Raw genomic sequence first — 26,488 nt, 5'->3', positions numbered from 1 at the left:
GCCATGTCCGCGACCCGATCCGCCACTCGCGCCGCCACCAAACAACCGCAGCCCCAGATACGCCGCGCCAACCCGTTGGACGTGTTCGTCTGGGAAGGCACCGACAAGCGCGGCATCAAGATGAAGGGCGAACAGGCGGCCAAGAACGCCAACCTGCTGCGCGCCGAGCTGCGCCGCCAGGGCATCACCCCGACCGTGGTCAAACCCAAGGGCAAGCCGCTGTTCGGCGCCGCCGGCAAGCGCATCGCCCCGGGCGACATCGCCATCTTCAGCCGCCAGATCGCGACCATGATGAAGTCCGGCGTGCCGATCGTCGGCGCGCTGGAGATCATCGGCGAGGGCCATAAGAATCCGCGCATGAAGAAATTGCTCAACGCGGTACGCGGCGACCTGGAAAGCGGCCTGTCGCTGTACGAGGCCATGTCCAAGCACCCGGTCCAGTTCGACGAGCTGTACCGCAACCTGGTCAAGGCCGGCGAATCGGCCGGCGTGCTGGAAACCGTGCTCGACACGGTCGCGACCTACAAGGAAAACATCGAAACCCTCAAGGGCAAGATCAAGAAGGCCCTGTTCTACCCCGCCACCGTGGTCGCGGTCGCGATCTTGGTCAGCGCGATCCTGCTGATCTTCGTGGTGCCGCAGTTCCAGGCCACCTTCAAGAGCTTCGGCGCCGATTTGCCGGCCTTCACCCTGATGGTGATCGGCATGAGCGATTTCATGATCGCCTGGTGGTGGGCGGTGCTGCTGGGAGTGATCGGCGCCGCCGTCGCCTTCATCATGGCCAAGAACCGCTCGCCGGCCTTCGCCCATTTCCTCGACCGGGCCATGCTCAAGATTCCGGTGGTCGGGCAGATCCTGCACAACGCGGCGATCGCCCGCTTCGCCCGCACCCTGGCGGTGACCTTCCGTGCCGGCGTGCCCTTGGTCGAAGCCCTGGACACGGTCGCCGGCGCCACCGGCAACGTGGTCTACGAGAAGGCCGTCTACCGCATCCGCGACGACGTCTCGGTCGGCTACCAGGTCAACATGGCGATGAAGCAGGTCAACCTGTTCCCGCACATGGTGATCCAGATGACCGCGATCGGCGAAGAGGCCGGCGCGCTCGACACCATGCTGGTCAAGGTCGCCGAGTTCTACGAGCAGGAGGTCAACAACGCCGTCGACGCCCTGTCCAGCCTGCTCGAGCCCCTGATCATGATCATTCTGGGCGTGATCGTCGGCGGCATGGTCGTGGCCATGTACCTGCCGATCTTCAAGCTTGCTGCGACGATCTGACCGGCGAAGTATCCTGACCGCATGGCATTTCTAGATCAGAACCCCGGCCTCGGGTATCCGCTCGTGGCCGGTTTCGGGCTGCTGCTGGGCAGCTTCTACAACGTGGTGATCCTGCGCCTGCCCAAGCGGCTGGAGTGGGAATGGAAGAAGGACGCACGAGAGGCGCTGGAGCAGCCCGAGGTCTACGACCCGCCGCCGCCCGGCATCGTGGTCGAGCGCTCGCATTGCCCGCATTGCAAGCACCAGTTGTCTTGGTACGAGAACATCCCGGTGTTCAGCTACCTGGCGCTGCGCGGGCGCTGTCGCCACTGCAAGACCCCGATCTCGATGCAGTACCCGGCGGTCGAGCTGATCACCATGCTGCTGATGCTGGCCTGCGTGGCGCGTTTCGGCTTCGGCTGGCAGGGCTTCGGGGCGATGGTCTTCACCAGCTTCCTGATCATCCTGTCCGGCATCGACCTGCGCACCCAGTACCTGCCGGACAACCTGACCCTGCCGCTGATGTGGCTGGGCATCATCGCCGCCAGCGACAACCTGTACTTCCCAGTCAAGCCGGCCGTGCTCGGCGCCATCGCCGGCTACCTCAGCCTGTGGCTGGTCAATTGGATCTACAAGCAGTACCAGGTCGTGGTGAAGCGGGTCAAAGACCCGCGCGAAGGCATGGGCGGCGGCGACTTCAAGCTGCTCGCCGCGATCGGCGCCTGGGTCGGGCTAAAGGGCGTGCTGCCGACCATCCTGATGTCGTCCCTGGTCGGCGCCGTGATCGGCTCGATCTGGCTGGCGACGAGGGGGCGCGACATGGGCGTGCCGATCCCGTTCGGCCCCTACCTGGCCATCGCCGGTGCGATCGTGTTCTTCTCCGGCGACGCCCTGCTCCAAGCCTATCTGCGCTTCGCCGGCCTGGCCTGAGCCGATGGCCGGGTTCTGCGTCGGCATTACCGGCGGGGTGGCCTCGGGCAAGAGCGAGGTCACCCGGCGGTTCGAGGCGCTCGGCATCGCGGTCGCCGACGCCGACGTGTCCGCACGCGCCGCAGTCGCGGCCGGCAGCACCGGCCTAGCCGAAATAGTCTCGGCTTTCGGCGCCCAGGTGCTGGATCGCGACGGCGGTCTGGACCGCGCCGCGATGCGCCAACGCGTGTTCGGCGACGATCACGCGCGCAAGCGGCTGGAAGCCATCGTCCACCCGCTCGTGCGCGAAATGCTGCAACGGCAATGCCGGCTGGCGCCCGGCCCTTACGCGGTGGCGGCGATTCCGCTACTGGCCGAAGGCGGCGGACGCGAGGCCTATCCCTGGCTGCAGCGCATCCTGGTCGTGGACGTGCCGGTGGCGGTGCAACAGGCCCGGGTCATGCAGCGCGACCGCATCGACGCCGAACTGGCCCAACGCATGATCGCCGCCCAGGCCACGCGCGAGGCGCGGCTGGCGATCGCCGACGACGTGATCGTCAACGACGGCCCGTTGGATGACTTGCAGACCCAGGTAGCGGCGCTGGACCGACGCTACCGCGCCCTCGCCGCCGACGCCTGACCGCCGCCCTCGTGGCGCGGCTTTCTTGCCGTTGCCGCTGCAATTGCAATTGCAATTGCCGTAACAGCTTGGCGTCGCATCGACCTGGCGAGAATGCCCTGAAGCCCCGGAGGGCGGCCCACAGGGAGGCGAGCCGTGCGCAGCCAGGCCGAGGATGGCCGGTGCGGAACAGCCCTGCGCACGCTACGTCCCATAGCGGCTTTTGATCCGAAACCGCCATGGCGTTTTCTTTGATTACTTTTGAGCGAAGGAAATCCAGTAGGGCTTTGTCGCTTTGGACAAAGAAAGTGACTCGGCCGCTTGCGGACGGAAGCTTTGCTTTGAAGCTTTTGTCCATAGAAGCCGGCGCTACGGTTTCGTAGCTTCGATCAATAGCGAAGGCGTTGATTTCTCTGCGCGTCCCGTGGTCGCGGCTTACGCCACTCCTACTCCCGCGACAGTTTCGGGCTTCGATCTATGACGTCGGCGTTGGGATTTCTACGGGCCTGTGGTCGCGACTTACGTCGCTCCTACAAGTGGGCACCAGGCGAAAAGATGGCGGGACTGAAGGGCCGCAGGAGCGGCTCATGCTGCTGCCGCATCGGCAAACACTCGCCCGAAACGGCACCTCGAGACGAGGCCTCGAAGACGAGGCCTCAAACCGGCCATAAAGACCGGATCGCGGCGATGCCCTGGGCGCCATGGCGGCGCGCTTGGGCCAGATCGTGCGCGGCCAGTCCGCCGATCGCATAGATCGGCAAAGACACCGACTCGCGCAGGCGCGCGAACGCCTCCCAGCCCATGCCCAACCGGCCCGGATGACTCGGGGTCGACTGGACCGAACCGAGCACGGCGAAATCGCACTCCAGGGACTGGGCCGCACGCAACTCGTCGGCGTCGTGACAGGAAGCCGCCAGGGGCAGACCGGCCGCGAGCGGGCGGCGCTCGAATTCGCGCAACTGCGCTGCGCGCAGGTGCAGCCCCGCACCGAGCGCGGCCGCCAGCGCGGCGTCGCCGTTGATCAACACCTCGGCCTTGGCCGCGCGGCAGCGTTGCACCGCCGAGGCCGCCAAGCGCCGCCAGCGCGCCTCGTCGAGTTCGGGCGCGCGCAGCTGCACGCGCTGTACGCCGCTCGCCAAAGCGCGGCTCAGCGCCTCCAGCCAGGCATCATCGTCCGCGCCCGGCGTCGGCGTGACCAGATACAACGGCGCCTGCTGCAACGCCGCCACCACCGGCCGGTCGGCCGGGGGCATGGCATAGCTGGCCAGCTTGTGCGGCGGCGCCCAGACCAGGGCCTGGCCCTCGCGCCCGCGCGCGCTGCCGCGCCAGGCGCGGATCTCGCGCACGTCCAGCACCAGCCGCTTGTCGGGATAGGCTTGCGGCACCCGGATCAGCTCGGCGCCGGGTTCGACCTCGATGCCGAGTTCTTCGTGCAGTTCGCGGATCAGGGCCGCTTCCGGCGTCTCGCCGGGCTCGCGCTTGCCGCCGGGGAATTCCCACAGCCCGGCCAGATCGCGGCCCTCGGTGCGGCGGGTCAGCAGCACCCGCCCGCGCGCGTCGCGGATCACCCCGGCGACGACGTCCACGAGTCGGGATTGGGGATTGGGGATTGGGGATTGGGAAGCGACGGCGCTGGCGGCGGCCGCCGCGTCGCTCGAAGTCGGTTCGGTCTTGCTGTTGCCAATCCCGAATCCCGAATCCCGAATCCCCGCTTCCTCAGGCCAACTGCCCATGGCAGTGCTTGTACTTCTTGCCGCTGCCGCAGGGGCAAGGGTCGTTGCGGCCGATGTTGGCGAAGGCCTCTTCGGAGACCTGCGCGGCCTCTTCGTCGGCGCCGAAGCCGCCGGCGGAGGCGTGCTGGAACTGCATCTGCCGCGCCTGCGCCTCGGCCTGGGCGCGCTCGGCAGCCTCCAGCTCGGCGATTTCCTGCTCGCTCTGGATGCGCACGCGGGCCAGGATGGTCACCACCTCGCGCTTGACCTTGTCGAGCATCTCCGAGAACAGCTCGAAAGCTTCCTTCTTGTATTCCTGCTTGGGCTGCTTCTGCGCGTAGCCGCGCAGGTGGATGCCCTGGCGCAGGTAGTCCATGCGCGCCAGATGCTCCTTCCAGTTCTGGTCGAGCACGTTGAGCATGATGTGCTTTTCCAGCATGCGCATGGTCTCGCTGCCGAGCTGCTGCTCGCGCGAGGAGAAATGCGCGGCGACCGCGTCCTGGACCTGCTGGGCAACGGTCTCGGCGTCCAGTTCCTCGGCCTTGCGCGCGGTCTCGACCAACGGCACGTGCACGTTGAGTTCCTGCGCCAGCGTCGCCTCTAGGCCCGGCAGATCCCACTGGTCGTCGACCGAGTTGGCCGGCACATGGCGCTGGACCAGGTCGGCGACCACATCAAAGCGGATGCCGTCGACGTTGTCCTGCACGCTCTCGGCTTCCAGCAGCTCGTCGCGCTGGCCGTAGATGACCTTGCGCTGGTCGTTGTTGACGTCGTCGAAGTCGAGCAGGTTCTTGCGGATGTCGAAGTTGTGCGCTTCGACCTTGCGCTGCGCGTTGGCGATCTGCTTGGTCACCAGCGGGCTTTCGATGATGTCGTCTTCCTTCAGGCCCATCCGCGCCATCACCTTCTGCACCCAATCGGCGGCGAAGATGCGCATCAGGTTGTCTTCGAGCGACAGGTAGAAACGCGACGAGCCCGGGTCGCCCTGGCGGCCGGCGCGGCCGCGCAGCTGGTTGTCGATGCGGCGCGATTCGTGGCGCTCGGTGCCGATGATGTGCAGGCCGCCGGCGGCCTTGACCTGCTCGTGGCGCTCCTGCCAGGCCGCCTTGAGCCGCTGGTGGGTGACTTCGTCGACCGGCTGGCCGCCGTTTTGCGCCGCCAGTTCGGCCAGTTCGGCTTCCAGCGAACCGCCGAGCACGATGTCGGTGCCGCGGCCGGCCATGTTGGTGGCGATGGTGATCGCGCCCGGCCGGCCGGCCTGGGCGACGATGTTGGCCTCGCGCTCGTGCTGCTTGGCGTTGAGCACTTCATGCTTCACGCCCGCTTCGGTCAGCTGCTGGCTGAGCATTTCCGAGACCTCGATCGAGGTCGTGCCGACCAGCACCGGCTGGCCGCGCTCGTGCGCCGCCTTGATCTCGTTGAGCACCGCCCGGTACTTGCCGTTGCGGTTGAGGAACACCTGGTCGGAATGGTCCTTGCGCTGCGCCGGACGATGGGTCGGGATCACGATCACTTCCAGGCCGTAGATGCTCTGGAACTCGTAAGCCTCGGTGTCCGCCGTACCGGTCATGCCGGCCAGCTTCTTGTACATGCGGAACAGGTTCTGGAAGGTGATCGAGGCCAGCGTCTGGTTCTCGCGCTGGACCGGCACGCCTTCCTTCGCTTCCACCGCCTGATGCAGCCCGTCCGACCAGCGCCGGCCCGGCAGGGTGCGGCCGGTGAACTCGTCGACGATCACCACCTCGCCGTCGCGGACGATGTAGTCCACGTCGCGCTGGTAGATCGCGTGCGCGCGCAGCGCGGCGTTGAGGTGATGGACCACGCTGATGTTCTGGCCGGCGTACAGCGAGTCCTCGTCGCCGAGGATGCCGGCCTTGCGCAGCAGGTCTTCGGCGTGTTCCTGGCCGGCTTCGGACAGGTGCACCTGCTTGCCCTTCTCGTCCACCCAGTAGTCGCCCTCGCCGTCCTCGGCGGTCTGCCGGGTCAGCGACGGGACGATGCGGTTGACCTTGATGTACAGCTCCGGCGACTCGTCGGCGGGGCCGGAGATGATCAGCGGGGTACGCGCCTCGTCGATCAGGATCGAGTCGACTTCGTCGACGATCGCGTAATGCAGGCCGCGCTGGAATCGGTCGTCCTTCGACAGCGCCATGTTGTCGCGCAGGTAGTCGAAGCCGAATTCGTTGTTGGTGCCGTAGGTGATATCCGCGGCGTAGGCGGCGTGCTTGTCGCTGTGCGGCATGCCCGGGTAGACCACGCCCACGCTCAGGCCGAGCCAGTTGTACAGCTTGCCCATCCAGGCCGAGTCGCGCCGCGCCAGGTAATCGTTGACCGTGACCACGTGGGTGCCCTTGCCTTCCAGGGCGTTGAGGTACACCGGCAGGGTGCCGACCAGGGTCTTGCCCTCGCCGGTGCGCATTTCGGCGATCTTGCCCAGGTGCAGGACCATGCCGCCGATCAGCTGCACGTCGTAGTGGCGCATGCCGAGCACGCGCTTGGACGCTTCGCGGCAGACCGCGAACGCCTCGGGCAGCAGCTTGTCCAGCGATTCGCCGTCGGCGATGCGCTTCTGGAATTCCGGCGTCTTGGCCTGCAACTGGGCGTCGGAGAGCTTTTCCATCTCCGCTTCGAGCGCGTTGATCTTGACGACGGAGCGTTGCAGTTGGCGCAGCAGGCGGTCGTTGCGGCTGCCGAAAACGCGGGTAAGCAAGCTGTTGAGCATGAACGGGTCCGTGTAAAGCGAACGGGGTTGCGCAAGCGGGACGATCTAAGAGCGCGCCGCCGGCGGCAAGTTCCCCAGGAATCCAGAGCGACCGGCTCTCCCGGGCGTTCGGCTGTCGCCGAAACGCAATCGGGGGCGCCGTGCGCCCCCGATCGGATCGAGCCTGGTCTTTGGCCACACCCATTCTAGCGTGGGGGGCGACCTGAACGGTATCAAGGGGGTTGGATGCCGCTGAATCGCGGAACTTTGCCGAATGCCGCGGTTCGGGATGGGGTCGCTGAATTGGGGCGAAGGGGGGTGGCTATCGCTTCAACCGCTGCTTGCGGCTTGGCGGGGGCGGTGGGGACGTGGACCGACGGGACCTTACGCGAGCTTGGGCGCGGCGGGCGTTCGTCGAGGGCGCGAGCCAAGGGCTTCCCAGCTTGCGGACGAAGCCTCGGGCGGTGACGTGCGGTCGGCAGGTTGCGCGTCCGGCCCACCGTAGCACGGTGGGCGTTCGGCAAGCGCGCGAGCCAGTGGCTCGCAAGCGGCCTCGTCTCACCCAGCCCGCCGCAGCGCGGCGGGCGTTCGGCAAGGGCGCGAGCCAGTGGCTCGCTAACGCCCTTGCCTCACCCCTTAATCTTCAGCGTGGCCTGAAGCGGGGACTGCTGGCTGAGGAACTGCTTCGGGTTCACCACCCGGCCGTTCTCCCACACTTCGAAGTGCACGTGGGCGCCGGTGGAGCGGCCGCTGGAACCGGCCTTGGCCACTTCCTGGCCGGCGCGGACCAGCTCGCCGACCTTGAGCAGCAGGCGCGAGTTGTGCGCGTAGCGGGTCGTGTAGCCGTTGCCGTGATCGATCTCGACCACGTTGCCGTAGCCCGAGCGCACGCCGGAGTAGCTGATCACGCCGTCGGCCACGGCCAGCACCGGATCGCCGACGTCGGCTTCGAAGTCGATGCCCTTGTGGAACGCGGCGCCGCCGTTGAACGGGTCGGCGCGGCCGCCGAAGCCGGAGGTGATGTAGCTGTTGGCGATCGGCGCGCGCGAAGGCACGGCGTTCATGTCCAGCTGGCGATTGAACAGCAGCGACTCCAGCACCGACAGCTGTTCGCCGGAGGCCTTGAACTGCTGCTGCAACAGGTCCATGCCGGCATCGAGCTCGGGCTTGGCCATGTCGCGCACCGGACCGGCGCCGCCGACGCCGACCGGCTTCTCGAAGTCGAATTCGCCGTCCTGCAGCTGACCGATGCGGGTCAGGCGCTCGCCGAGCGCGTTGAGGCGATTGGCCTCGGCCTGCAGTTCGCCCATGCGCGCAGCCAGGGCGTTGATCTCGCGTTGCGCGTCGCGGCGGGTGGCCGCGATTTCCGCCTGCTGCTGCGACAATTGCGCGCGTAGCATGCGGTTGTCGGCGATGCCGGCGCCGGCGCCGATGCTCAGACCGGTGCCGAGCAGCAGGGCCATGGCGAGCGCCGGTCGGCGGGCGCCGAGGCGGCCGGCGTGCTGGAACCAATCGCCCAGCCGGGCTCGCGTGTTGTCTACGATGGATTGATAGGTCATGTGTCCGATGTCTGATTCCAAGCCCAAGCGGCCGACCCGCGGTCCTTCGAACGCCCGCATCGCTTTGGATGCGCTGCTCGAAGACCCGGCCGGCAACCCGATCCGCCGAGCGCTGTGGCTCGACGAACTGGACCGTCGGTTACGCCCCTACCTGCCGCCTTCGCTCGCCGCGCATGCGCGGCTGGCCAACGTCGAACGCAGCAGGCTCGTATACGTCGTCGATGCTCCGGTGTGGCGCGCCAAACTGCGGCTCGCGGCTCCGGAACTGCTCGACGCAGCCCGATCCATCGGACTGGAGGTGGCCGAATTCGTCGTCAAGACGACGATCCCGCCGCCGGCGGCAGCGCCGGTGCGGAAGGCCAAACCCATGTCGGCCACGACGCAGAAAGCGTTGCAGGCCGCGCTGGCCTCGCTGAAGAAGCCCGATCCGTCGGGTTCCAGCGATGCCGGCTGACATTCGGACGGGCCGCGTACCGGCGCGGCCGGCGGGGGTTCCGAATGCCGGGTCGGGGCATCCTACTGACCCCAATCCACAGGAATGTTAAAGGGAAGGAAGCATTCCGGAAAAGTTTCGTTAGAAATTAGTTAAGCCGTCACGTACCGTTCACGACTGTGATCGGGTTAACGTTCCTGACTTTTTCGGCCCGCGATCGAATCGCGGGCGCGACGCGCGTCGCAGCCCCGAGGCGGGGCCGGCGGCAGAGAGAGACTCAGGCGAAGGCCGGTTCGGGCGCGCCGTAGGCGACCGGGGTCGGTTCCGAGCCGGTGTAGCTGACCAGATCCCAGGCCGAGCGTTCGGCCAGCAGGGCGCGGACCAGCTTGTTGTTGAGGGCGTGGCCGGACTTGTAGCCCTCGTAGGCGCCGACGATGGCATGGCCGGCCAGGTACAGGTCGCCGACCGCATCGAGGATCTTGTGGCGCACGAACTCGTCGGCGTAGCGCAGGCCGTCGTCGTTGAGCACGCGGAACTCGTCGAGCACGATGGCGTTGTCCATCGAACCGCCCAGGCCGAGGTTGCGCTCGCGCATGTACTCCAGATCGCGCATGAAGCCGAACGTGCGGGCGCGGCTGACCTCACGGATGTAGTTCTCGGTCGAGAACTCGACTTCGGCGCGCGACTGCGAGGCCGGGATCGCCGGGTGATCGAACACCACAGTGAAACCGAGGCGAAAGCCCTCGAAAGGCTCGAAACGGGCGATCTTGTCGCCGTCGCGGACCTCGACCGCATGCTTGATGCGGATGAAACGCTTGGGCGCGTCCTGCTCGGCGATGCCGGCGGACTGCAGCAGGAACACGAACGGGCCGGCCGAGCCGTCCATGATCGGTACTTCCGGTGCGGACAGCTCGATGCAGCAGTTGTCGATGCCCAACCCGGCCATCGCCGAAAGCAGGTGCTCGACGGTCATGACCTTGCCGGTGCCGTAGGTCAGGCCGGTGCACAGCGTGGTCTCGGTGACCAAGTCGGCGCGCGCCGGCATCTCGACCGCAGGGTCGAGGTCGACGCGGCGGAACACGATGCCGGTGTCCACCGGGGCCGGACGCAGGGTGAGAAACACTTTCTCGCCGCTGTGCAGGCCCACGCCGGTGGCGCGGATCACGTTCTTGAGGGTACGTTGGCGCAGCATGGTCGTGGGGACTTCCGCGATGAGGGGCAGCCGACGCCCGGCGGGGGCGCGACGGCCCGAAAGGGCGACGAACCAGATGGGGGCGTCACGAAACCGCGCAAGATTAGCACGCGGGTCCCTGAACCTGAACGAAAAAGACACACTGTCCTGCCCTTGTCAACAGCGGCGGACAAACTGACCGGTCGGCCCGCCCTGGGCGGGCCGACCGGTCCAAAAGCCCCGGCGCCTGAGCGTCGGGGCAAGGTGCCCTAGGGCCGGGGACGAGTCCGGCCGGGGTGTGTCGGAGCAGAAACCGGCGGCTGGCAGGCGCAGCCCGCGAAACGGGTCCGCGTCCCAACGCCTGCCTATCCGCCGACGCCCGGCTTTCAGTCCGCCTGCCGGCGCAGGAACGCCGGGATGTCCAGGTAGCTGTTGTCGCTGCCGAAGTCGGCCACCGCCGGACCGGTCGGCTCCTGGCGGGCGCTGCCGCGCAGGCTGCCGCCGAAGCTCGGCATCGGCGCATGGCCGACATCGTCCATGCCGAACTCGGCCTGGCCGGTGGTGGCGTTGCGCACCAGCTGGATCGGCGCGCGCTGCGCTTCGCGCTCGTAGCCGTGGTTGTGGCCGTGGCCGCGCACCGACTGCTTGGCGGCGACGCGGTTGAGGCCGGTGGCGACCACGGTGACCTTGACCTCGTCCTGCATGTCCGGGTCGAGCACGGTGCCGATGACCACGGTCGCGTCTTCGGAGGCGAAGTTCTCGATCGTGCGGCCGACTTCGTCGAACTCGGCCATGGTGAAGTCCGGGCCGGCGGTGATGTTGACCAGGATGCCGTTGGCGCCGGCCAGGTTGACGTCGTCCAGCAGCGGATTCTGGATCGCCGCTTCGGCCGCCGCCTGGGCGCGATCGTCGCCGCGCGCGGCGCCGGTGCCCATCATCGCCAGACCCATCTCGCTCATCACGGTGCGCACGTCGGCGAAGTCGACGTTGATCAGGCCCGGGCGCACGATCAGGTCGGCGATGCCCTGGACCGCGCCGAGCAGCACGTCGTTGGCGGCGCGGAAGGCCTGGATCATGGTCGCGTTGCGGCCGAGCACGGTGATCAGCTTCTCGTTCGGGATCGTGATCAGCGAGTCGCAGTGGTGCGACAGCTCCTCGATGCCCTTGAGCGCCACCTGCATGCGGCGGCGGCCCTCGAACGGGAACGGCTTGGTGACCACGGCGACGGTCAGGATGCCCATCTCCTTGGCCAACTGCGCCACCACCGGCGCGGCGCCGGTACCGGTGCCGCCGCCCATGCCGGCGGTGATGAACACCATGTCGGCGCCGGTCAGCGCGTCCATGATGCGTTCGCGGTCTTCCAGCGCGGCCTGACGGCCGACCTCCGGATTGGCGCCCGCGCCCAGGCCCTTGGTGACGTTGCTGCCCAGCTGCAGCTGCAGCTTGGCGCCGCAGTTCTTGATCGCCTGCGCGTCGGTGTTGGCGGTGATGAATTCCACGCCGTCGACGTTGCCGCTGACCATGTGCGCCACGGCGTTGCCGCCGCCGCCGCCCACGCCGACCACCTTGATGACCGCGTTCGGGGCCATTTTTTCAACCAGTTCGAAATGTGCCATGTCCTCGTCCTCTGTGAGCCGGAATTCGGGATTGGGGAGTCGGGATTCGCACAGCGCGATCCGATCCGACATCACCTTTCCGGCGTTTATGGTTTTTATGTTGAACAGCTAAAACGACTTACGACTTCGCTGCGACTTCCTTGCCTCATGCCGGGATTCGGGATTGGGGAGTCGGGATTCGCGCCCTGCCCCGCCGCCTCGTCTCGGTTTTCCACTTCAGGTTGAACCGCTACGGCTGACGTCTCGTCACGTCCGCCGCCCCTGTTCCGCTTTGTCCTGCCTTGCCCTTGCTCCAAACCAATCCCGAATCCCTAATCCCGAATCCCGGCGCTCAGAACTCGCCGCGATACCAATTCTTGATCCGGTTGAAGAAACTGCCGGCGCGACCGGTGGAGATCACCGGACGGCGCGGGTTCTCGATCTGGCTGCCCATCAGCAGCAGGCCGACGCCGGTGGCGTGGACCGGGTTGCCGACCACTTCGCCCAGGCCGGTGACGTGCTGGGGAATGCCCACCCGCACCGGCATCTGCAGCATTTCCTCGGCCAGTTCGACCACGCCTTCCATCTTGGCCGCGCCGCCGGTCAGGACCATGCCGGCGCGGACGTGATGCTCGAAGCCCGAGCGGCGCAGCTCGGCCTGGATCATTTCGAAGATTTCCTCGTAGCGCGCCTGCACCGCCTGCGCCAACGAGTGGCGCGGCATGCGCCGCGGCGGGCGGTCGCCGACGCTGGGCACCTGGATCGACTCCTCGGCGGTGGCCATCTGCGCCAGCGCACAGGCGTAGCGCACCTTGATCTGCTCCGCTTCCGGGGTCGGCGTGCGCAGCATGTGGGCGATGTCCTCGGTGACCTTGTCGCCGGCGATCGGCAGGCTGGCGCTGTGCGCGATCGCGCCCTGCACGAACACCGAGATGTCGGTGGTGCCGGCGCCGATGTCGACCAGCACCACGCCGAGCTCGCGCTCGTCGCTGGTCAGCACCGCGTTGCTGGACGCCAGCACGCCCAGGATCAGGTCGTCGACCTGCAGGCCGCAGCGCTGCACGCACTTGCTGATGTTGGCCGCGGCCGACTGCGCGCACACCACCAGGTGCGCGTGCACCTCCAGGCGCACGCCGGTCATGCCGACCGGGTTGCGGATGCCTTCCTGCGAGTCGTCGAGCACGTAGTCGCGCGGGATCGCATGCAGGATCTTCTGGTCGGCCGGAATCGCCACGGCCTTGGCCGCTTCCAGCACCCGATCCAGGTCGCCGTAGGTGACTTCGCCGTCGCGGATCGGGGCGATGCCCTGCGAGTTGCGGCACTGGATGTGGTTGCCGGAGATCGAGGCGTAGACCGAGCGGATCTCGCAGCCGGCCATCAGCTCGGCCTCCTCGATCGCGCGCTGGATCGACTGCACGGTCGATTCGATGTCGACGACCACGCCGCGCTTGAGCCCGCGCGATTCGTGCGAGCCGATGCCGATCACTTCGATCGGGTTGCCGGGGGAATACTCGCCGACCAGCGCCACCACCTTGGAGGTGCCGATGTCGAGGCCCACGATCAGCGACTTGTCGCCTTTGCGATTCATGACTGTCCTTGCTGCTGTTGCGGTGCCGCCGCGGCCGCCTGCACCGGCGCCCACGACAGCGAAAAACCGTTGGTGTAGCGAAGATCGGCGCGCGCCAACACCTGCGCGCGCTGGGTCAGCAGCTGCGGCAGCAGGCGCACGAAGCGGCTCAGCCGCGCGCGCGCCTCGTTGCGCCCGACCACGATCTGGGCTCCGTTGCCCAGGGCCAGGGTCCAACTGCCGCGCTGATCGACCTCGACCCGGCGCACGTCCATCCCGACCGGCGCGAACAGTTCGCGCGACTCGTTGTACAGCGCAACCACGTCGGCGACCCGCGCGTCCGGCCCGGAGAACTGCGGCAGGCCGTCCGGCACCTGGATGCCGGCGACCGGGAACAAACGGCCGTGCTCGGACAGCAGGCGATCCTCGCCCCAGCGCGCGAACGGCTTGTGCTCGACCACGCTGACTTCCAGCACGTCGGGCCAGCGCTTGCGCACTTCGGCGCGCTCGACCCACGGCAGCTTGGCCACCGCGTCCTGTGCCGCCGGCAGGTCGACCGCGAAGAACCCGCGCTGCGCGTACGGCAGCAGGGTCTTGCGCAGTTGCGTCGCATCCACCCGCTCGAACTCGCCGGTCACGCGCAGCCGCTTGAGCGGCCACTGGTTCGCGCCGATCCAGCCGTTGAGTACGGCGACGACCGGCAGCGCGACCAGGGTCAGCGCAAGCAACCAACCGACGAGGCGGAGCATGGCGTTCACGCCGCGGCACCTCCTTGCACGGTCGCCTCGAGCACGCGCCAGCACAGCTCGTCGTACTCGATCCCGACCTGGCGCGCCGCCTTCGGCACCAGCGAGTGGCTGGTCATGCCCGGCGCGGTGTTGACCTCGATCAGATACAGCTGGCCGCTATTGCGGTCGCGCATCACGTCGACCCGGCCCCAGCCCTTGCAGCCGGCGGCGACGAAGGCCTCCATCGCCAAGCGGCGGATTTCGTCCTCGGCCGCGCCGTCCAGGCCCGGGCACAGGTATTGGGTGTCCTCGGCGATGTACTTGGCGTGGTAGTCGTACCACTCGCCCTTGGGCACGATCCGGATCGACGGCAGCGCGGTGTAGCCGTCGCCGTTGATCAGCACGGCCACGGTCAGCTCGTCGCCGATCACCATCTGCTCCATCAGCATCTCGCCGGGATAGCGCGCGGCCAGCGCGACCGCCTCATCGATGTCGGCGTCCTTGAGCACGCGCGACACGCCGACGCTGGAACCCTCGCAAGACGGCTTGATGATCACCGGCAGGCCGATCTCGCGGGCTGCGGCGTGGACGTCGTCGCCCTTGGCGATGCGCTTGTAGCGCGGGGTCGGCAGGCCGGCGCCCATCCACACTTGCTTAGTGCGGATCTTGTCCATCGCCAGCGCCGAACCGAGCACGTCCGAACCGGTATACGGCACGCCCAAGGCTTCCAGCACGCCTTGCAGCACGCCGTCTTCGCCGCCGCCTTTGTTGCCGTGCAGGATGTTGAACACCCGGTCGACGCCGTCGCCGCGGATCGCCTCGATCAGCGCCGGAATGCCGTCGACCGCGAACGCGTCGACCCCGCGCGAGCGCAGCGCTTCGAGCACGCCGCGGCCGGAATCCAGCGACACTTCGCGCTCGGCGCTGGTGCCGCCCATGAGCACGGCGACGCGGCCGAACACGGCCGGGTCGGTCACGCGCAGCGGTGCGAACTGCAGACTCACTTCGGTTCTCCCTGGAAGCCATTGGACGCCAGTTGTTGCGCAGCGGCGCCGATGTCGCCGGCGCCCATCAGCAACAGCAGGTCGCCGTCGTTCAAAACGTCCGGCAGCACGCCGGCCAGATCCGCGGCGCCGCCGACCACCACCGGGTCGATGCGCCCGCGGGCGCGGATCGCGCGCGCCAGCGACTTGGCGTCGGCACCGGCGATCGGCGCCTCGCCGGCCGGGTAGACCTCGGTCAACACCAACGCGTCGACCGAGGACAGCACCGCGGCGAAGTCGTCGAACAGGTCGCGGGTGCGGCTGTAACGGTGCGGCTGGAACGCGACCACCAGGCGCTTGTCCGGCCAGCCGCCGCGCGCCGCGGCGAACACCGCCTCCAACTCCTTGGGGTGATGGCCGTAGTCGTCGACCAGCTGCACGGTCGCGCCCTTCTCGGTCTGGAGCTGGGCCAACAGATTGAAGCGGCGGCCGATGCCGGCGAACTTCTCCAGCGCGCGCGCGATCGCGTCGCTGGTCACGCCGAGCTGCCAGGCCACCGAGGCGGCGGCCAACGCGTTGAGCACGTTGTGCCGGCCCGGCAGGGCCAGGGTCACCGCGGTGCGGCTGGCGTCGGGCAGGCACAGAGTGAAACGCATCGCTCCGCCCTGCTGGCTGACGTCCTCGGCGCGCACGTCGGCTTCTTCGCTGAAACCGTAGGTCATGACATGACGCGGGGTCTCGGCGGCGAGCCGGGCGACGTTGGCATCGTCGATGCACAGCACCGCCAGGCCGTAGAAAGGCAGCCGGTGCAGGAATTCCTCGAACGCCGCCTGGACCTTGGCGAAGTCGCCGCCGTAGTTCTCCAGGTGATCGGCGTCGATGTTGGTGACGATGGCGATCTGCGGATTCAGGCGCAGGAAGCTGCCGTCGCTCTCGTCGGCTTCGGCGACCAGCCATTGGCCGCCGCCGAGACCGGCGTTGGCGCCGGCGGCGAGCAATTTGCCGCCGATCACGAAGGTCGGGTCGATCCCGCCCTCGGCTAGCACGCTGGCGGTCAGCGAGGTGGTGGTGGTCTTGCCGTGGGTGCCGGCCACCGCGATGCCGCGGCGGAAGCGCATCAGCTCGGCCAGCATCTCCGCGCGCGGCACCACCGGAATGCGCTGCGCGCGCGCTTCCATCAGTTCGGGGTTGTCGCGCTTGATCGCGCTGGACACCACTACGCAGTCGGCGCCGAGCACGTTGGCCGCGGCATGGCCGCGATGCACGTTCGCGCCCATCGCCGCCAACCGGCGGGTCACCGCGTTGTCGGCCATGTCCGAACCCGACACCTGATAACCCAGCGTGCACATGACTTCGGCGATGCCGCTCATGCCGGTGCCGCCGATGCCGACGAAATGCACGCGCGGAAACGCCTTGGCCAGGTCGCCGGTGTGTTGCAGGCGGCGGCGGAGGGCGGTGCTCATCGGGTTGACTCCGGGATTCGGGATTGGGAATTCGGGATTGGCAAAATCAAGAGCGGATCGCATCGATGGGTGAAGGACACCGCTCCAGTGATGCCAGAGCGGCGGTACGAATCGCGCCGCAGCGCGCGGAACCCGCTTTTGCGAATCCCGAATCCCCAATCCCGAATCCCGGCGGCGAGGCTCACGGCGCCACCTCCAACACCGCATCGGCCACCCGCTCCGCCGCATCGGGCCTGGCGATGTGGTGGGCGGCCTCGGCCATCTGCAGCAGCACGCCGCGTTCGGCCAGGATTTCGATGGTCGCCGACAGGCGCGCGCCGAGGTCGTCGCCGCTCTGCGGCAACAGCTGCGCGGCGCCGCGGTCGACCAGGTAGCGCGCGTTCTTGGTCTGGTGGTCGTCGACCGCCTGCGGGAACGGCACCAATACGCTGCCGACGCCGGCCGCGCACAGTTCGGCCAGGGTCAGCGCGCCGGAGCGGCACACGACCAGGTCGGCCCAGGCATAGGCGGCGGCCATGTCGGCGATGAACGGCTCCAGCGAGGCGATCACGCCGGCCTTGGCATAGGCCTCCTGCGCGTCGGCCAGCAGCTTCTCGCCGCACTGATGCCGCACTTCGCAGGGCACGCGCCCGCGCAGGCCGGCGATCGCTGCGGGCACGGCGCGATTGAGCGCGCGCGCGCCCTGGCTGCCGCCGAGCACCAGCAGGCGCAGCGGACCGCTGCGGTCGGCCAGGCGTTGCGCCGGCGCGGCGATGGACGCGATCTCGCTGCGCACCGGGTTGCCGACCACTTCTTCGCGGCCGCCGGAGAACGTATCCGGGAAACCGGTCAACACGCGCTGCGCCAGACGCGACAGCACCCGGTTGGTCATGCCCGGAGCGCGGTTCTGTTCGTGCACGATCAGCGGCAGCCCGGCCAGGCGCGCGGCCAGGCCGCCGGGACCGGCCGCGTAGCCGCCGAAGCTGATCACCGCGCGCGGCTGGCGCAGGCGCAGCACCGCGCGCGCCGCCAGCACCGAGGCGGCCAGGCGCGAGGGCGCGCGCAGCAGCGTCGCCAGCCCCTTGCCGCGCACGGCGCTGATCGCGATGGTGTCGATGTCGATGCCGTGCTGCGGCACCAGCCGGGTTTCCATGCCGCCGTCGGCGCCGAGCCAGGTCACCGGCACGCCGCGCACGCGCAGCGCCTTGGCCACGGCCAGGCCGGGGAAGATGTGGCCGCCGGTGCCGCCGGCGAGAATCATGACCGGGCGGTCGTTCATGCCGACCTCCCGAGCGAGGGTTCGACCCGCTGTTGCAGGCGGCTGGTGCCGCGGCTGACCGCCGCCGGCGCGGCGCTGGCCGGCACGGCCGGCGCCTGCGCCGCTTCGCCGCGCAAGCGCGCGACCTGGCGCTGGGCTCGATCGAGTTCGTAGGACACCCGCAGCAGCACGCCGAGCGCGGCGCAGCTCATCAGCACGCTGGAGCCGCCGGAAGAAATCATCGGCAAGGTCAATCCCTTGGTCGGCAGCAGGCCCAGGTTCACCCCGATCGAAACGAAGCTCTGCAAGCCCATCCACAGGGCGATGCCGAAGGCGACGTAACCGGAGAAATGGCGCCGCATCTCCACGCACTTCAGACCGATCCACAGCGCGCGGCCGGTCAGCACGGTGTACAGACCGACCACCGCGCATACGCCGACGAAGCCGAACTCTTCGGCGATCACCGCCATGATGAAGTCGGTGTGCGCTTCCGGCAGATAGGACAGCTTCTGCACCGACGCGCCCAGGCCGACTCCGGTCCATTCGCCGCGACCGACCGCCATCAGCGCATTGGTCAGCTGATAGCCGGTGCCGAACGGGTCGACCCACGGATTGAGGAACGAGGTCAGGCGGGTCACTCGGTACGGCTCGGCGATGGCGATGATCGCCAGCACCGGCAGGCCGACCAGCACCGGACCGAACATGCGCGGCATGTTGACCCCGCCCAGCACCAGCATGCCGGCGGTGATCGCCAGCAGCAGCGAGGAGGAGCCGAAGTCCGGCTGCATCAGCAGCAGGCCCACCAACACCGCGGCCACGCCGATCGGCTTGAGCATCGCGCCCCAGGTGGCCGAGATGTCTTCGCTGAAGCGCTTGAGGTAGCTCGCCAGCCAGACGATGTAGAGCAGCTTCACCGCCTCCACCGCCTGGAAACCGACCGGGCCGACGTTGATCCAGCGCTTGGCGCCGTTGACCTGACGGCCGATCACCGGCACGAACACCAGCAACAACAGCACCACGCAGACCAGCAACAGCCACTGGTTGTGGCGTTCGATGGTCTTCAGCTCGGTGCGCATCAGCCACACGCCCAGCACCAGGCCGACGCCGAGGAACACCAGGTGGCGGTTGAGGAAGTACAACGGTTCGACCTCGTGGGTCGAGGCCACGCCGAGCGAGGCCGAGCCGACCATGATCACGCCGACGCAGGCCAGCACGACGGACACGGCCATCAGCCACGGGTCGTAGCGCCCGTGGATGGCGTCCAGTCGCGTTGCCTGGCGTGCGGCGTTTTCCATCAGCGCACCTTGAGCGTGGCCAGGCCGACCAGGACCAGCACCACCGAGATGATCCAGAAGCGCACGATCACGCGCGGCTCCGGCCAGCCCTTGAGTTCGAAGTGGTGATGGATCGGCGCCATGCGGAACACGCGCTTGCCGGTCAGCTTGAACGAGGCGACCTGGATCATCACCGACAGGGTTTCGATGACGAAGATGCCGCCCATGATCACCAGCACCAGTTCCTGGCGGACGATGATGGCGATGGTGCCGAGCACCGCGCCCAGCGCCAGCGCGCCGATGTCGCCCATGAACACCATCGCCGGATAGGTGTTGAACCAGAGGAACCCCAGGCCCGCGCCGGCGATCGCCGCGCAGATGATCACCAGTTCGCCCGCGCCCGGCACCGCCGGAATCTGCAGGTACTTGGAGAATTCGGCGTGGCCGGAGGCATAGGCGAAGATGCCCAGGGCGCAAGCGACCAGCACGGTCGGCATGATCGCCAGGCCGTCCAGGCCGTCGGTCAGGTTGACCGCGTTGGAGAAGCCGACGATCCAGAAGTAGGCGATGGCGACGAAGCCGATGCCGGCCAGCGGCAACGCCACCGACTTGAACAGCGGCACGTAGAAGGTCGTCGCCGCCGGCACGTCGGCGTACAGCCACAGGTACAGACCGGCGGCCAGGCCGAAGATCGACTGCAGCAGGTACTTCCAGCGCGACTTCAGGCCGTTGGGATCGCGCTTGACGATCTTGATCCAGTCGTCGTACCAGCCGATCGCGCCGAACGCCAGCATCACCAGCAGCACGATCCACACGTACTTATTGCGCAGGTCGCCCCACAGCAGCACCGAGGCCATCACCGTGAACAGGATCAGCGCGCCGCCCATGGTCGGCGTGCCGGCCTTGGAGAAATGCGACTGCGGGCCGTCCTTGCGGATCGGCTGGCCGCCCTTGAGCTGGCCGAGCTTGCGGATCACCGCCGGGCCCCACCACAGCGACAGCGCCAGCGCGGTCAGCGCGCTGAGGATGCCGCGGAAGGTCAGGTAGCTAAACAGGCCGAACAGGCTTTGCAGCTGTTCCAGCCATCGAGTCAGTTCAAGCAACATGCGTCGTGCCCTCCCCTTGCTTGGGCTTCTGTGCGGACAGCAACGCCGTCACGATCTTGTCCATCGCACTGCTGTGCGAGCCTTTCACCAACACCCGCACGCCGTCGCCGAGCTCGGCGGCCAGCGCCGCGGCCAGCGCGTCGTGGCTGTCGAACACCTGCGCGCCTTCGCCGAAGGCTTCCGCCGCGGCGGCCGGCAACGGCCCCAGCGCGTACAGCCGGCGCAGGCCGGCGGCCTTGGCGCGGCGGCCGATCTCCGCGTGCATGGCGATCTCTTCATGGCCAATCTCGCGCATCGCGCCGAACACCAGCCAGTTCTGCCCGCCCATCTCGGCCAGCGTGTCGATCGCCGCGGCGGTCGAACCCGGGTTGGCGTTGTAGCTGTCGTCGATCAGCACCGCGCCGTTGTCCAGGCGATGGGTGATCAGGCGGCCGTCGACCGGCTGAGCGGCGTTGAGGCCCTCGGCGATCTGCGCCAGCGGCACGCCGGCGCCGAACGCCAGCGATGCGGCGGCCAGGGCGTTGCGCACGTTGTGGCGGCCGACCAGCTTCAGCGCGATCGGCGCCTCGCCCATCGGGGTGACGAGCACGAAGCTTGAACCTTCGGTACCGAGCCGCACGTCGCGCGCGGTGATTTCGGCGCTGGCGTCCAGGCCGAAGCGGACCACGCGGCGGCCCGCCGCACGCTGTTCGAAATAAGGCGCGAACGCGTCGTCGGCGTTGACCGCGGCGAAGCCGTCGGCCGGCAACGCGTCGTAGATCGCCGCCTTGGTGTCGGCGATCCCCAGCAGGCTGCCCATGCGCTCCAGATGCGCGGGAGCGATGTTGTTGACCAGGGAGACCTGCGGCTGGGCGATATTCACCAGGTAGGCGATGTCGCCCGGCTTGCCGGCGCCCATCTCGTAGACCGAATAACGCGCGTCTTCCGGCGCGTCCAGCACCGCCAGCGGCAGGCCGATCTCGTTGTTGCGGTTGCCCGGGGTCGCGTAGGTGCGGCCGGCGCGCTCGAGGATCGACTGGGTCAGGGTCTTGACGCTGGTCTTGCCGTTGCTGCCGGTGATCGCGACCACGATGTTGCCGGCGCGCTGGGCCTGCACCGCGGCCGCGAACGCGGCCAGGGCGCGCTCGGTGTCGGCGACCAACACCTGCGGCAGGGCCGCGCCGGTCTCGCGCGACACCAGCGCCGCGACCGCGGCGCTGCCGGCCAGCTTGGACAGATGATCGTGGCCGTCGAAACGTTCGCCCTTGAGCGCGACGAACAGCGCCGCACCCGACGCCGGCAAGGCGCGGGTGTCGGTGACGACCGCGTCGACTACGACGTCGTCGCCGACCAGGCGGCCGCCGGTCATGCGCGCGATTTCGCTCAGCCGCAGGCGCTTCATGCCTTGGCCTCCAACGCCGCCCGGGCGACTTGGGTGTCGTCGAAGGGATGGCGCACGCCGTGGATTTCCTGATAAGGCTCGTGGCCCTTGCCGGCCACCAGCACGATGTCGTCGGGACCGGCCTCGCCGATGGCATGCTCGATCGCGGCGCGACGGTCGCGCTGCACGATCGCACGCTGCGGGTCGCGCAGGCCGGCGACGATATCGGCGACGATCGCGTCGCCGTCTTCGCCGCGCGGGTTGTCGTCGGTGACCACCACCAGGTCGGCGCCGTGCTCGGCGATCGCCGCCATCTGCGGGCGCTTGCCGCGGTCGCGGTCGCCGCCGCAGCCGAACACGCAGATCAGCCGCGCATTGGCATGGGCGCGCAGCGAGGCCAGGGCCTGCTCCAGCGCGTCCGGGGTGTGTGCGTAGTCGATCACCACCAGCGGCAAGGCGCCGTCGCCGCCGAGCCGGTTCATGCGGCCGTGGATCGGCTGCAGCTGCGACAAGGTCGCGGCGATCTGCGCCGGGGTCTCGTCCAATGCGTACAACGCGCCGGCCACCGCGAGCAGATTGTCGACGTTGAAACGGCCGAGCAGCGGCGAAGCCACCGCGTGGCTCTGGCCGTCGACGATCAGGTCGAAGCCGATGCCGCGGCTGTCGAAGTTCAGCCGCTCCGCGCGCAGCGCCGCGCCGGCGCGGCCGCGCGAGCTCAGCCCGAGCGCGCGCACGCCCTTGGGCAGCGACGCGATCAGTTCGCGGCCGAACTCGTCGTCGAGATTGATCGCCGCCGCCTTCAGCCCCGGCCACGCGAACAAGCGCGCCTTGGCCGCGCCGTAGCTGGCCATGTCGCCGTGGTAATCCAGATGGTCGCGGGTGAGGTTGGTGAACACGCCGACGTCGAAATGCACGCCGGCGACGCGCCCCTGGTCGAGCGCGTGCGAGCTGACTTCCATCGCGATCGCCTGCGCGCCGGCCTCGTGCATGTCGGCCAGCAGTTCGTGCAACTGCAGCACCAGCGGAGTGGTGAAGCCGGTCGGCACGATCCGGCCGTACAGGCCGGCGCCGAGGGTACCGACGGTGCCGCAGGCGATGCCGCGCAAGTGCCAGGCCTGAGCGATCAGCTGCACGGTCGAGGTCTTGCCGTTGGTGCCGGTCACGCCGACCACCCGCATCGCCGCGGTGGCGCGGCCGTGGAAACGGTCGCCCATCTCGCCCAGGCGCGCGCGCAGGCCGGGTACGGCGATGGCGTCGGCCGGCGCCGGCAACTCGGCGGGCGCCGGCGGCTCGAACAGGATCGCGCTCGCGCCGTTGGCGCGCGCCTGCTCGACGAAGCCGAGCCCATGCGCGCCGAAGCCGGCGATGGCGACGAAGGCGTTGCCCGGACGCACCGCGCGGCTGTCCATCACCAGCCCGGTGATGCGCAGATCGCCGGGGATGCCGGCGATGTCGGGCAGCAGTTCGGCCAGGGGCAGGCTGCGGTTCATCGCGCGCCTCCCTGGGCCAGCGCACCGGCCGCGATCGGCGGCGGCGCGGCGGCGGTCGCCGCCGGCAACACCGGACCGGCCGGCTTGCCGCCGTTTTGTTTTGCCCGCTTGGCCTCGGCCGCGGCCTGTACCGCCAGCCAGGTTTCGATGTCGTCCGGCGCCACGTCCATCAGGCGCAGCGCGCCGTCCATGACGTTGCGGAACACCGGCCCGGACACCGAGCCGCCGTAGTAGCCGCGCTTGGTCGGATCGGGCTCGCTGACCACCACCACCATCGAGAAGCGCGGCTTCTCCACCGGCACGACGCCGGCGAACAGCGACACGTACTTGCGCGAGTAGCCGCCGGTGGCGCTGAACTTGCGCGTGGTGCCGGTCTTGCCGGCGACGTGATAGCCCAGGATCGCCGCCTGCTTGGCGGTGCCGCCCGGCTCGGTCACGGTCTGCATCATGCGCATGATCTCGCCGGCCACGGCCGGCTCGAGCACCTGGCGCGGCTCGTTGCGCTGGCCCTTGACGAAGGTCGGCTGGATCAGCTGGCCGCCGTTGGCCATCGCCGCGTAGGCCATGGCGATCTGCAACGGCGTCGCCGACAGACCGTAGCCGTAGGACATGGTCGCCTTGGTGGTGCCGCTCCAGCGCGACGGCGGCGCGAGCAGGCCCGAAGACTCGCCCGGGAAGCCGCTGCCCGGCTTGCTGCCGTAGCCGAAGTTGTGGATGAACTTGTAGTAGTAGTCGTTCGGCAGCGGCAAGGCGAGCTTGGCCGCGCCGATGTTGGAGCTCTTGGTGATCACCCCGGTGACGGTCAGCACGCCGTTGTTGTGGGTGTCGGTGATGCGGTAGCGGCCGTTCGGCATCCAGCCCGGCGAGGTGTTGACCAGGGTCGTGGGCTTGACCGTGCCGGCGGCGAGCGCGGCGGCGACGGTGATCGGCTTCATCGTCGAACCCGGCTCGACCACGTCGGTGATGGCGCGGTTGCGATGGGTATCGCGGTTGCCCGCGCCCGGCAGGTTCGGGTTGTAGGTGGGCAGATTGGCCATCGCCAGCACTTCGCCGGTCTCGATGTCCAGCACCACCGCCGAGGCGCTGGACGCACCGGTGTCGGTCAGCGCGCGGCGCAGCTCGCGATAGGTCAGGTACTGGATGCGGCGGTCCAGCGTCAGGGTGATGTCCTTGCCCGGCTCGGCGCTGCGCACCAGGTCGACGTTCTCGACGATGCGGCCGGCGCCGTCGCGGATCACCCGCTTGGTGCCGGGCTTGCCGCGCAGCTCGTGATCGAACGCCAGTTCCAGGCCTTCCTGGCCGCGGTCGTCGATGTTGGTGTAGCCCAGCACATGCGCCATCGCTTCGCCCTGCGGGTAGAAGCGGCGGAACTCGCGCTGCGAGAACACCCCCGGAATCTTGTGGGCGAGGATCTTGCGCGCCTCGTCCGGATTGATCCGGCGCTTGAGGTACATGAATTCCTTGCCGGCGCGCTGGGCCAGCTTGCGGGTCAGCTCGTCCGGCGTCACGCCCAGCGCCTTGGCCAACTCCGGCAGGCGCGCCGGGTTCTTGGCCAGCTCCTTGGGATTGCCCCAGATCGACTCGACCGGCGTCGACACCGCCAGCGGCTCGCCGTTGCGGTCGGTGATCATGCCGCGCGAGGTCGGGATCGGGATTTCGCGCAGCGAGCGCGCGTCGCCCTGCTGGCGATAGAAATCGTTGCTGATCACCTGCAGGTCCAGCGCGCGCACCACCAGCGCCACCGCGCACAGGCCGAGCGTGCCGCCGACCAGGATCAGGCGATTGCGCAGGTTGAACTGGGCCGTGCGGCTGCGCGGCTTGGCGCCGCCGCGGCCGCGCTCTTCGCGCATCTGCGCGATGCGCTCGCGCAGCGATTCGGCCAGCCGCTTCACCCCGCCGCGGCCGGCGCGCTCGCCGAGCACCCGGTCGAGCGGGCCGCTGCGGCGGGGACGATGGGAGTTGCGGCCGGTCATGGACGGATCACCACGGTTTCGGCGCCCTCGGGAAACTTCATCCCGATGCGCTCGCGCGCGACTTGGTCGATGCGATTGCTCTCCGCCCAGGTCGCCTGCTCCAACTGCAGCCGGCCGAACTCGATATTGAGTTCATCGCGCTCGCGCTGCAGCTTGTTGAGCTGAACGAACAGCTGCCGATGCTCGTGACGGGCGAACACCACCAGCAACGCCGAGACCACGTTGGCGACGATCAGCAAGGCGAGCAGGAGGCGCATCATGGCGCGCCTCCTGGCGGAGACGCGGGGATTGGGGATTGGGGATTGGGGATTCGTACGAGCGGCGATGCGCTGAAGTCGGCGCCGGGCGCGGCCTTCGCCTTACCCAATCCCGAACCCCGAATCTCCGATCCCGGCTCAGCCAATCCCGAATCTCGAATCCCGAATCCCAGCTTCTCGGCCACCCGCAACACCGCGCTGCGCGCGCGCGGGTTGGCCGCGGTCTCGGCCTCGTCGGCCTTCTGCGCGCCATCGATGGCGAGCAGGGTCGGGGTGAACGCCAGCTCCACCGGCATCCGGCGGTTGGCCGGCGGCGCCTTGGAATGGCGGGCGATGAACTGCTTGACGATGCGGTCTTCCAACGAGTGGAAGCTGATCACCGCCAGCCGGCCGCCCGGCTTGAGCCGCGCCAGCGCGGCGTCGAGCCCGGTTTCCAGATCGGCCAGTTCGCGATTGATGAAGATGCGGATCGCCTGGAAGCTGCGCGTGGCCGGGTGGATCTTCTGGTCGCCGCGCGGCATCACCGAGGCGATCAGGTCGGCCAGTTGCGCGGTGCGCAGCAGCGGCTGGGCGTCGCGGCGGGCGACGATGGCGCGGGCGATCTTGCGGCTCTGGCGCTCTTCGCCGTAGGTCCACAGCACGTCGGCGATCTCTTTCTCGGCCGCGGTCGCCAGCCACTGCGCCGCGCTCTGGCCGCTGTCGGGGTCCATGCGCATGTCCAGCGGGCCGTCCTTGCCGAAGCTGAAGCCGCGCTCGGCGACGTCGAGCTGCGGCGAGGACACGCCCAGGTCGAACAGCACGCCGTCGAGGCCGGCGGCGGTCGCGTCCCAGCGACCCAGCTCGGCGAAGCTGCCGCGATAGATGGACACGCGCGCATCGCCGCCGAACTCGCGTTCGGCCACGGCGATCGCTTCCGGGTCCTTGTCCATCACCAGCAGCCGGCCTCCGGCGTCCAATTGGTCGAGCACGCCGCGGGCATGCCCGCCGCGGCCGAACGTCCCGTCGAGATAGGCTCCGTTCCCGTGCACCCGCAGGCCTTCGAGCACCTGCCGATACATCACGGGAAGGTGGCCGGACCGCGCGTGCGTGCGTTCCAT

At 68.7% G+C, this 26,488-nt stretch carries 21 protein-coding genes; 4 read left to right on the top strand and 17 right to left on the bottom strand.

Annotation, left to right across the window (positions count from 1 at the left end; genetic code table 11):
* Positions 1–3: 3 nt before the first annotated feature.
* Genes V2J18_RS05115 through coaE form a run of 3 tightly spaced genes read left to right on the top strand, consistent with a single transcriptional unit; the run spans position 4 to position 2,803 of the window.
* Positions 4–1,275: a type II secretion system F family protein gene (locus tag V2J18_RS05115; protein WP_064746436.1), complete on the top strand. Its 1,272-nt coding sequence runs from the start codon at positions 4–6 to the stop codon at positions 1,273–1,275.
* Between the two features lie 21 nt (positions 1,276–1,296).
* Positions 1,297–2,184 carry a prepilin peptidase gene (locus V2J18_RS05110; RefSeq protein ID WP_064746435.1) on the top strand — a complete coding sequence of 296 codons (888 nt, stop codon included), beginning with the start codon at positions 1,297–1,299 and terminating at the stop codon, positions 2,182–2,184.
* Between the two features lie 4 nt (positions 2,185–2,188).
* Complete coding sequence (gene coaE / locus V2J18_RS05105) at positions 2,189–2,803, top strand: dephospho-CoA kinase (protein WP_064746434.1); 615 nt, start codon at positions 2,189–2,191, stop codon at positions 2,801–2,803.
* A 635-nt stretch (positions 2,804–3,438) separates the two neighbouring features.
* Here the strand turns inward: coaE and V2J18_RS05100 are convergent.
* The 3 genes from V2J18_RS05100 to V2J18_RS05090 form a co-directional block, all read right to left on the bottom strand.
* A complete protein-coding gene (locus V2J18_RS05100) occupies positions 3,439–4,392 on the bottom strand; it encodes a Nudix family hydrolase (RefSeq protein WP_064747895.1) in 954 nt (317 codons plus the stop codon).
* Between the two features lie 106 nt (positions 4,393–4,498).
* Positions 4,499–7,216: a preprotein translocase subunit SecA gene (gene secA / locus V2J18_RS05095; protein ID WP_064747894.1), complete on the bottom strand. Its 2,718-nt coding sequence runs from the start codon at positions 7,214–7,216 to the stop codon at positions 4,499–4,501.
* A 608-nt stretch (positions 7,217–7,824) separates the two neighbouring features.
* On the bottom strand, positions 7,825–8,754 hold the full coding sequence (locus V2J18_RS05090) for a peptidoglycan DD-metalloendopeptidase family protein (protein ID WP_064748814.1): 930 nt from the start codon (positions 8,752–8,754) through the stop codon (positions 7,825–7,827).
* A gap of 7 nt (positions 8,755–8,761) precedes the next feature.
* On the opposite strand from V2J18_RS05090, the gene V2J18_RS05085 reads away from it, so the two are divergent.
* Entirely contained in the window at positions 8,762–9,208 is a 447-nt protein-coding gene (locus V2J18_RS05085) for a DciA family protein (RefSeq protein ID WP_064748815.1), read from the top strand.
* 256 nt (positions 9,209–9,464) lie between these two features.
* Here the strand turns inward: V2J18_RS05085 and lpxC are convergent, their stop codons facing one another.
* The 14 genes from lpxC to rsmH form a co-directional block, all read right to left on the bottom strand.
* Positions 9,465–10,379, bottom strand: a complete 915-nt coding sequence (gene lpxC / locus V2J18_RS05080; RefSeq protein ID WP_064748816.1) for a UDP-3-O-acyl-N-acetylglucosamine deacetylase — start codon at positions 10,377–10,379, stop codon at positions 9,465–9,467.
* A 365-nt stretch (positions 10,380–10,744) separates the two neighbouring features.
* Positions 10,745–11,974 (bottom strand): cell division protein FtsZ, encoded by a 1,230-nt coding sequence (gene ftsZ, locus V2J18_RS05075; RefSeq protein ID WP_064748817.1) that lies wholly within the window; start codon positions 11,972–11,974, stop codon positions 10,745–10,747.
* Between the two features lie 331 nt (positions 11,975–12,305).
* Positions 12,306–13,541: a cell division protein FtsA gene (gene ftsA / locus V2J18_RS05070; protein ID WP_064748818.1), complete on the bottom strand. Its 1,236-nt coding sequence runs from the start codon at positions 13,539–13,541 to the stop codon at positions 12,306–12,308.
* Positions 13,538–14,278, bottom strand: a complete 741-nt coding sequence (locus V2J18_RS05065; RefSeq protein ID WP_075575192.1) for a cell division protein FtsQ/DivIB — start codon at positions 14,276–14,278, stop codon at positions 13,538–13,540. Before V2J18_RS05065 ends, ftsA begins: the two co-directional genes overlap by 4 nt.
* Positions 14,275–15,252, bottom strand: a complete 978-nt coding sequence (locus V2J18_RS05060) for a D-alanine--D-alanine ligase (protein ID WP_064748820.1) — start codon at positions 15,250–15,252, stop codon at positions 14,275–14,277. The genes V2J18_RS05065 and V2J18_RS05060 overlap by 4 nt, the downstream gene beginning before the upstream one ends.
* Positions 15,249–16,694 carry a UDP-N-acetylmuramate--L-alanine ligase gene (murC, locus tag V2J18_RS05055; RefSeq protein WP_064748821.1) on the bottom strand — a complete coding sequence of 482 codons (1,446 nt, stop codon included), beginning with the start codon at positions 16,692–16,694 and terminating at the stop codon, positions 15,249–15,251. The genes V2J18_RS05060 and murC overlap by 4 nt, the downstream gene beginning before the upstream one ends.
* Positions 16,695–16,875: 181 nt before the next feature.
* Positions 16,876–17,952 (bottom strand): undecaprenyldiphospho-muramoylpentapeptide beta-N-acetylglucosaminyltransferase, encoded by a 1,077-nt coding sequence (gene murG, locus V2J18_RS05050; RefSeq protein WP_064748822.1) that lies wholly within the window; start codon positions 17,950–17,952, stop codon positions 16,876–16,878.
* Positions 17,949–19,226: a putative lipid II flippase FtsW gene (ftsW, locus tag V2J18_RS05045; protein ID WP_064748823.1), complete on the bottom strand. Its 1,278-nt coding sequence runs from the start codon at positions 19,224–19,226 to the stop codon at positions 17,949–17,951. Before ftsW ends, murG begins: the two co-directional genes overlap by 4 nt.
* Positions 19,226–20,311, bottom strand: a complete 1,086-nt coding sequence (mraY, locus tag V2J18_RS05040; protein ID WP_064748825.1) for a phospho-N-acetylmuramoyl-pentapeptide-transferase — start codon at positions 20,309–20,311, stop codon at positions 19,226–19,228. Before mraY ends, ftsW begins: the two co-directional genes overlap by 1 nt.
* Positions 20,301–21,692 (bottom strand): UDP-N-acetylmuramoyl-tripeptide--D-alanyl-D-alanine ligase, encoded by a 1,392-nt coding sequence (locus tag V2J18_RS05035; protein WP_336131227.1) that lies wholly within the window; start codon positions 21,690–21,692, stop codon positions 20,301–20,303. Before V2J18_RS05035 ends, mraY begins: the two co-directional genes overlap by 11 nt.
* Positions 21,689–23,161 (bottom strand): UDP-N-acetylmuramoyl-L-alanyl-D-glutamate--2,6-diaminopimelate ligase, encoded by a 1,473-nt coding sequence (locus V2J18_RS05030; protein ID WP_336131226.1) that lies wholly within the window; start codon positions 23,159–23,161, stop codon positions 21,689–21,691. The genes V2J18_RS05035 and V2J18_RS05030 overlap by 4 nt, the downstream gene beginning before the upstream one ends.
* Positions 23,158–25,011 (bottom strand): peptidoglycan D,D-transpeptidase FtsI family protein, encoded by a 1,854-nt coding sequence (locus V2J18_RS05025; RefSeq protein WP_075575193.1) that lies wholly within the window; start codon positions 25,009–25,011, stop codon positions 23,158–23,160. Before V2J18_RS05025 ends, V2J18_RS05030 begins: the two co-directional genes overlap by 4 nt.
* A 119-nt stretch (positions 25,012–25,130) precedes the next feature.
* Complete coding sequence (gene ftsL / locus V2J18_RS05020; RefSeq protein ID WP_031371593.1) at positions 25,131–25,394, bottom strand: cell division protein FtsL; 264 nt, start codon at positions 25,392–25,394, stop codon at positions 25,131–25,133.
* Positions 25,391–26,488 (bottom strand): 16S rRNA (cytosine(1402)-N(4))-methyltransferase RsmH, encoded by a 1,098-nt coding sequence (gene rsmH / locus V2J18_RS05015; protein WP_087960739.1) that lies wholly within the window; start codon positions 26,486–26,488, stop codon positions 25,391–25,393. The genes ftsL and rsmH overlap by 4 nt, the downstream gene beginning before the upstream one ends.

It is taken from the genome of Lysobacter firmicutimachus (genome assembly GCF_037027445.1).
Classification (GTDB): Bacteria; Pseudomonadota; Gammaproteobacteria; order Xanthomonadales; family Xanthomonadaceae; genus Lysobacter; species Lysobacter firmicutimachus.
Note: the sequence above shows the minus strand (reverse complement) of the source record. Positions and strands in the feature narration are given on the sequence as shown.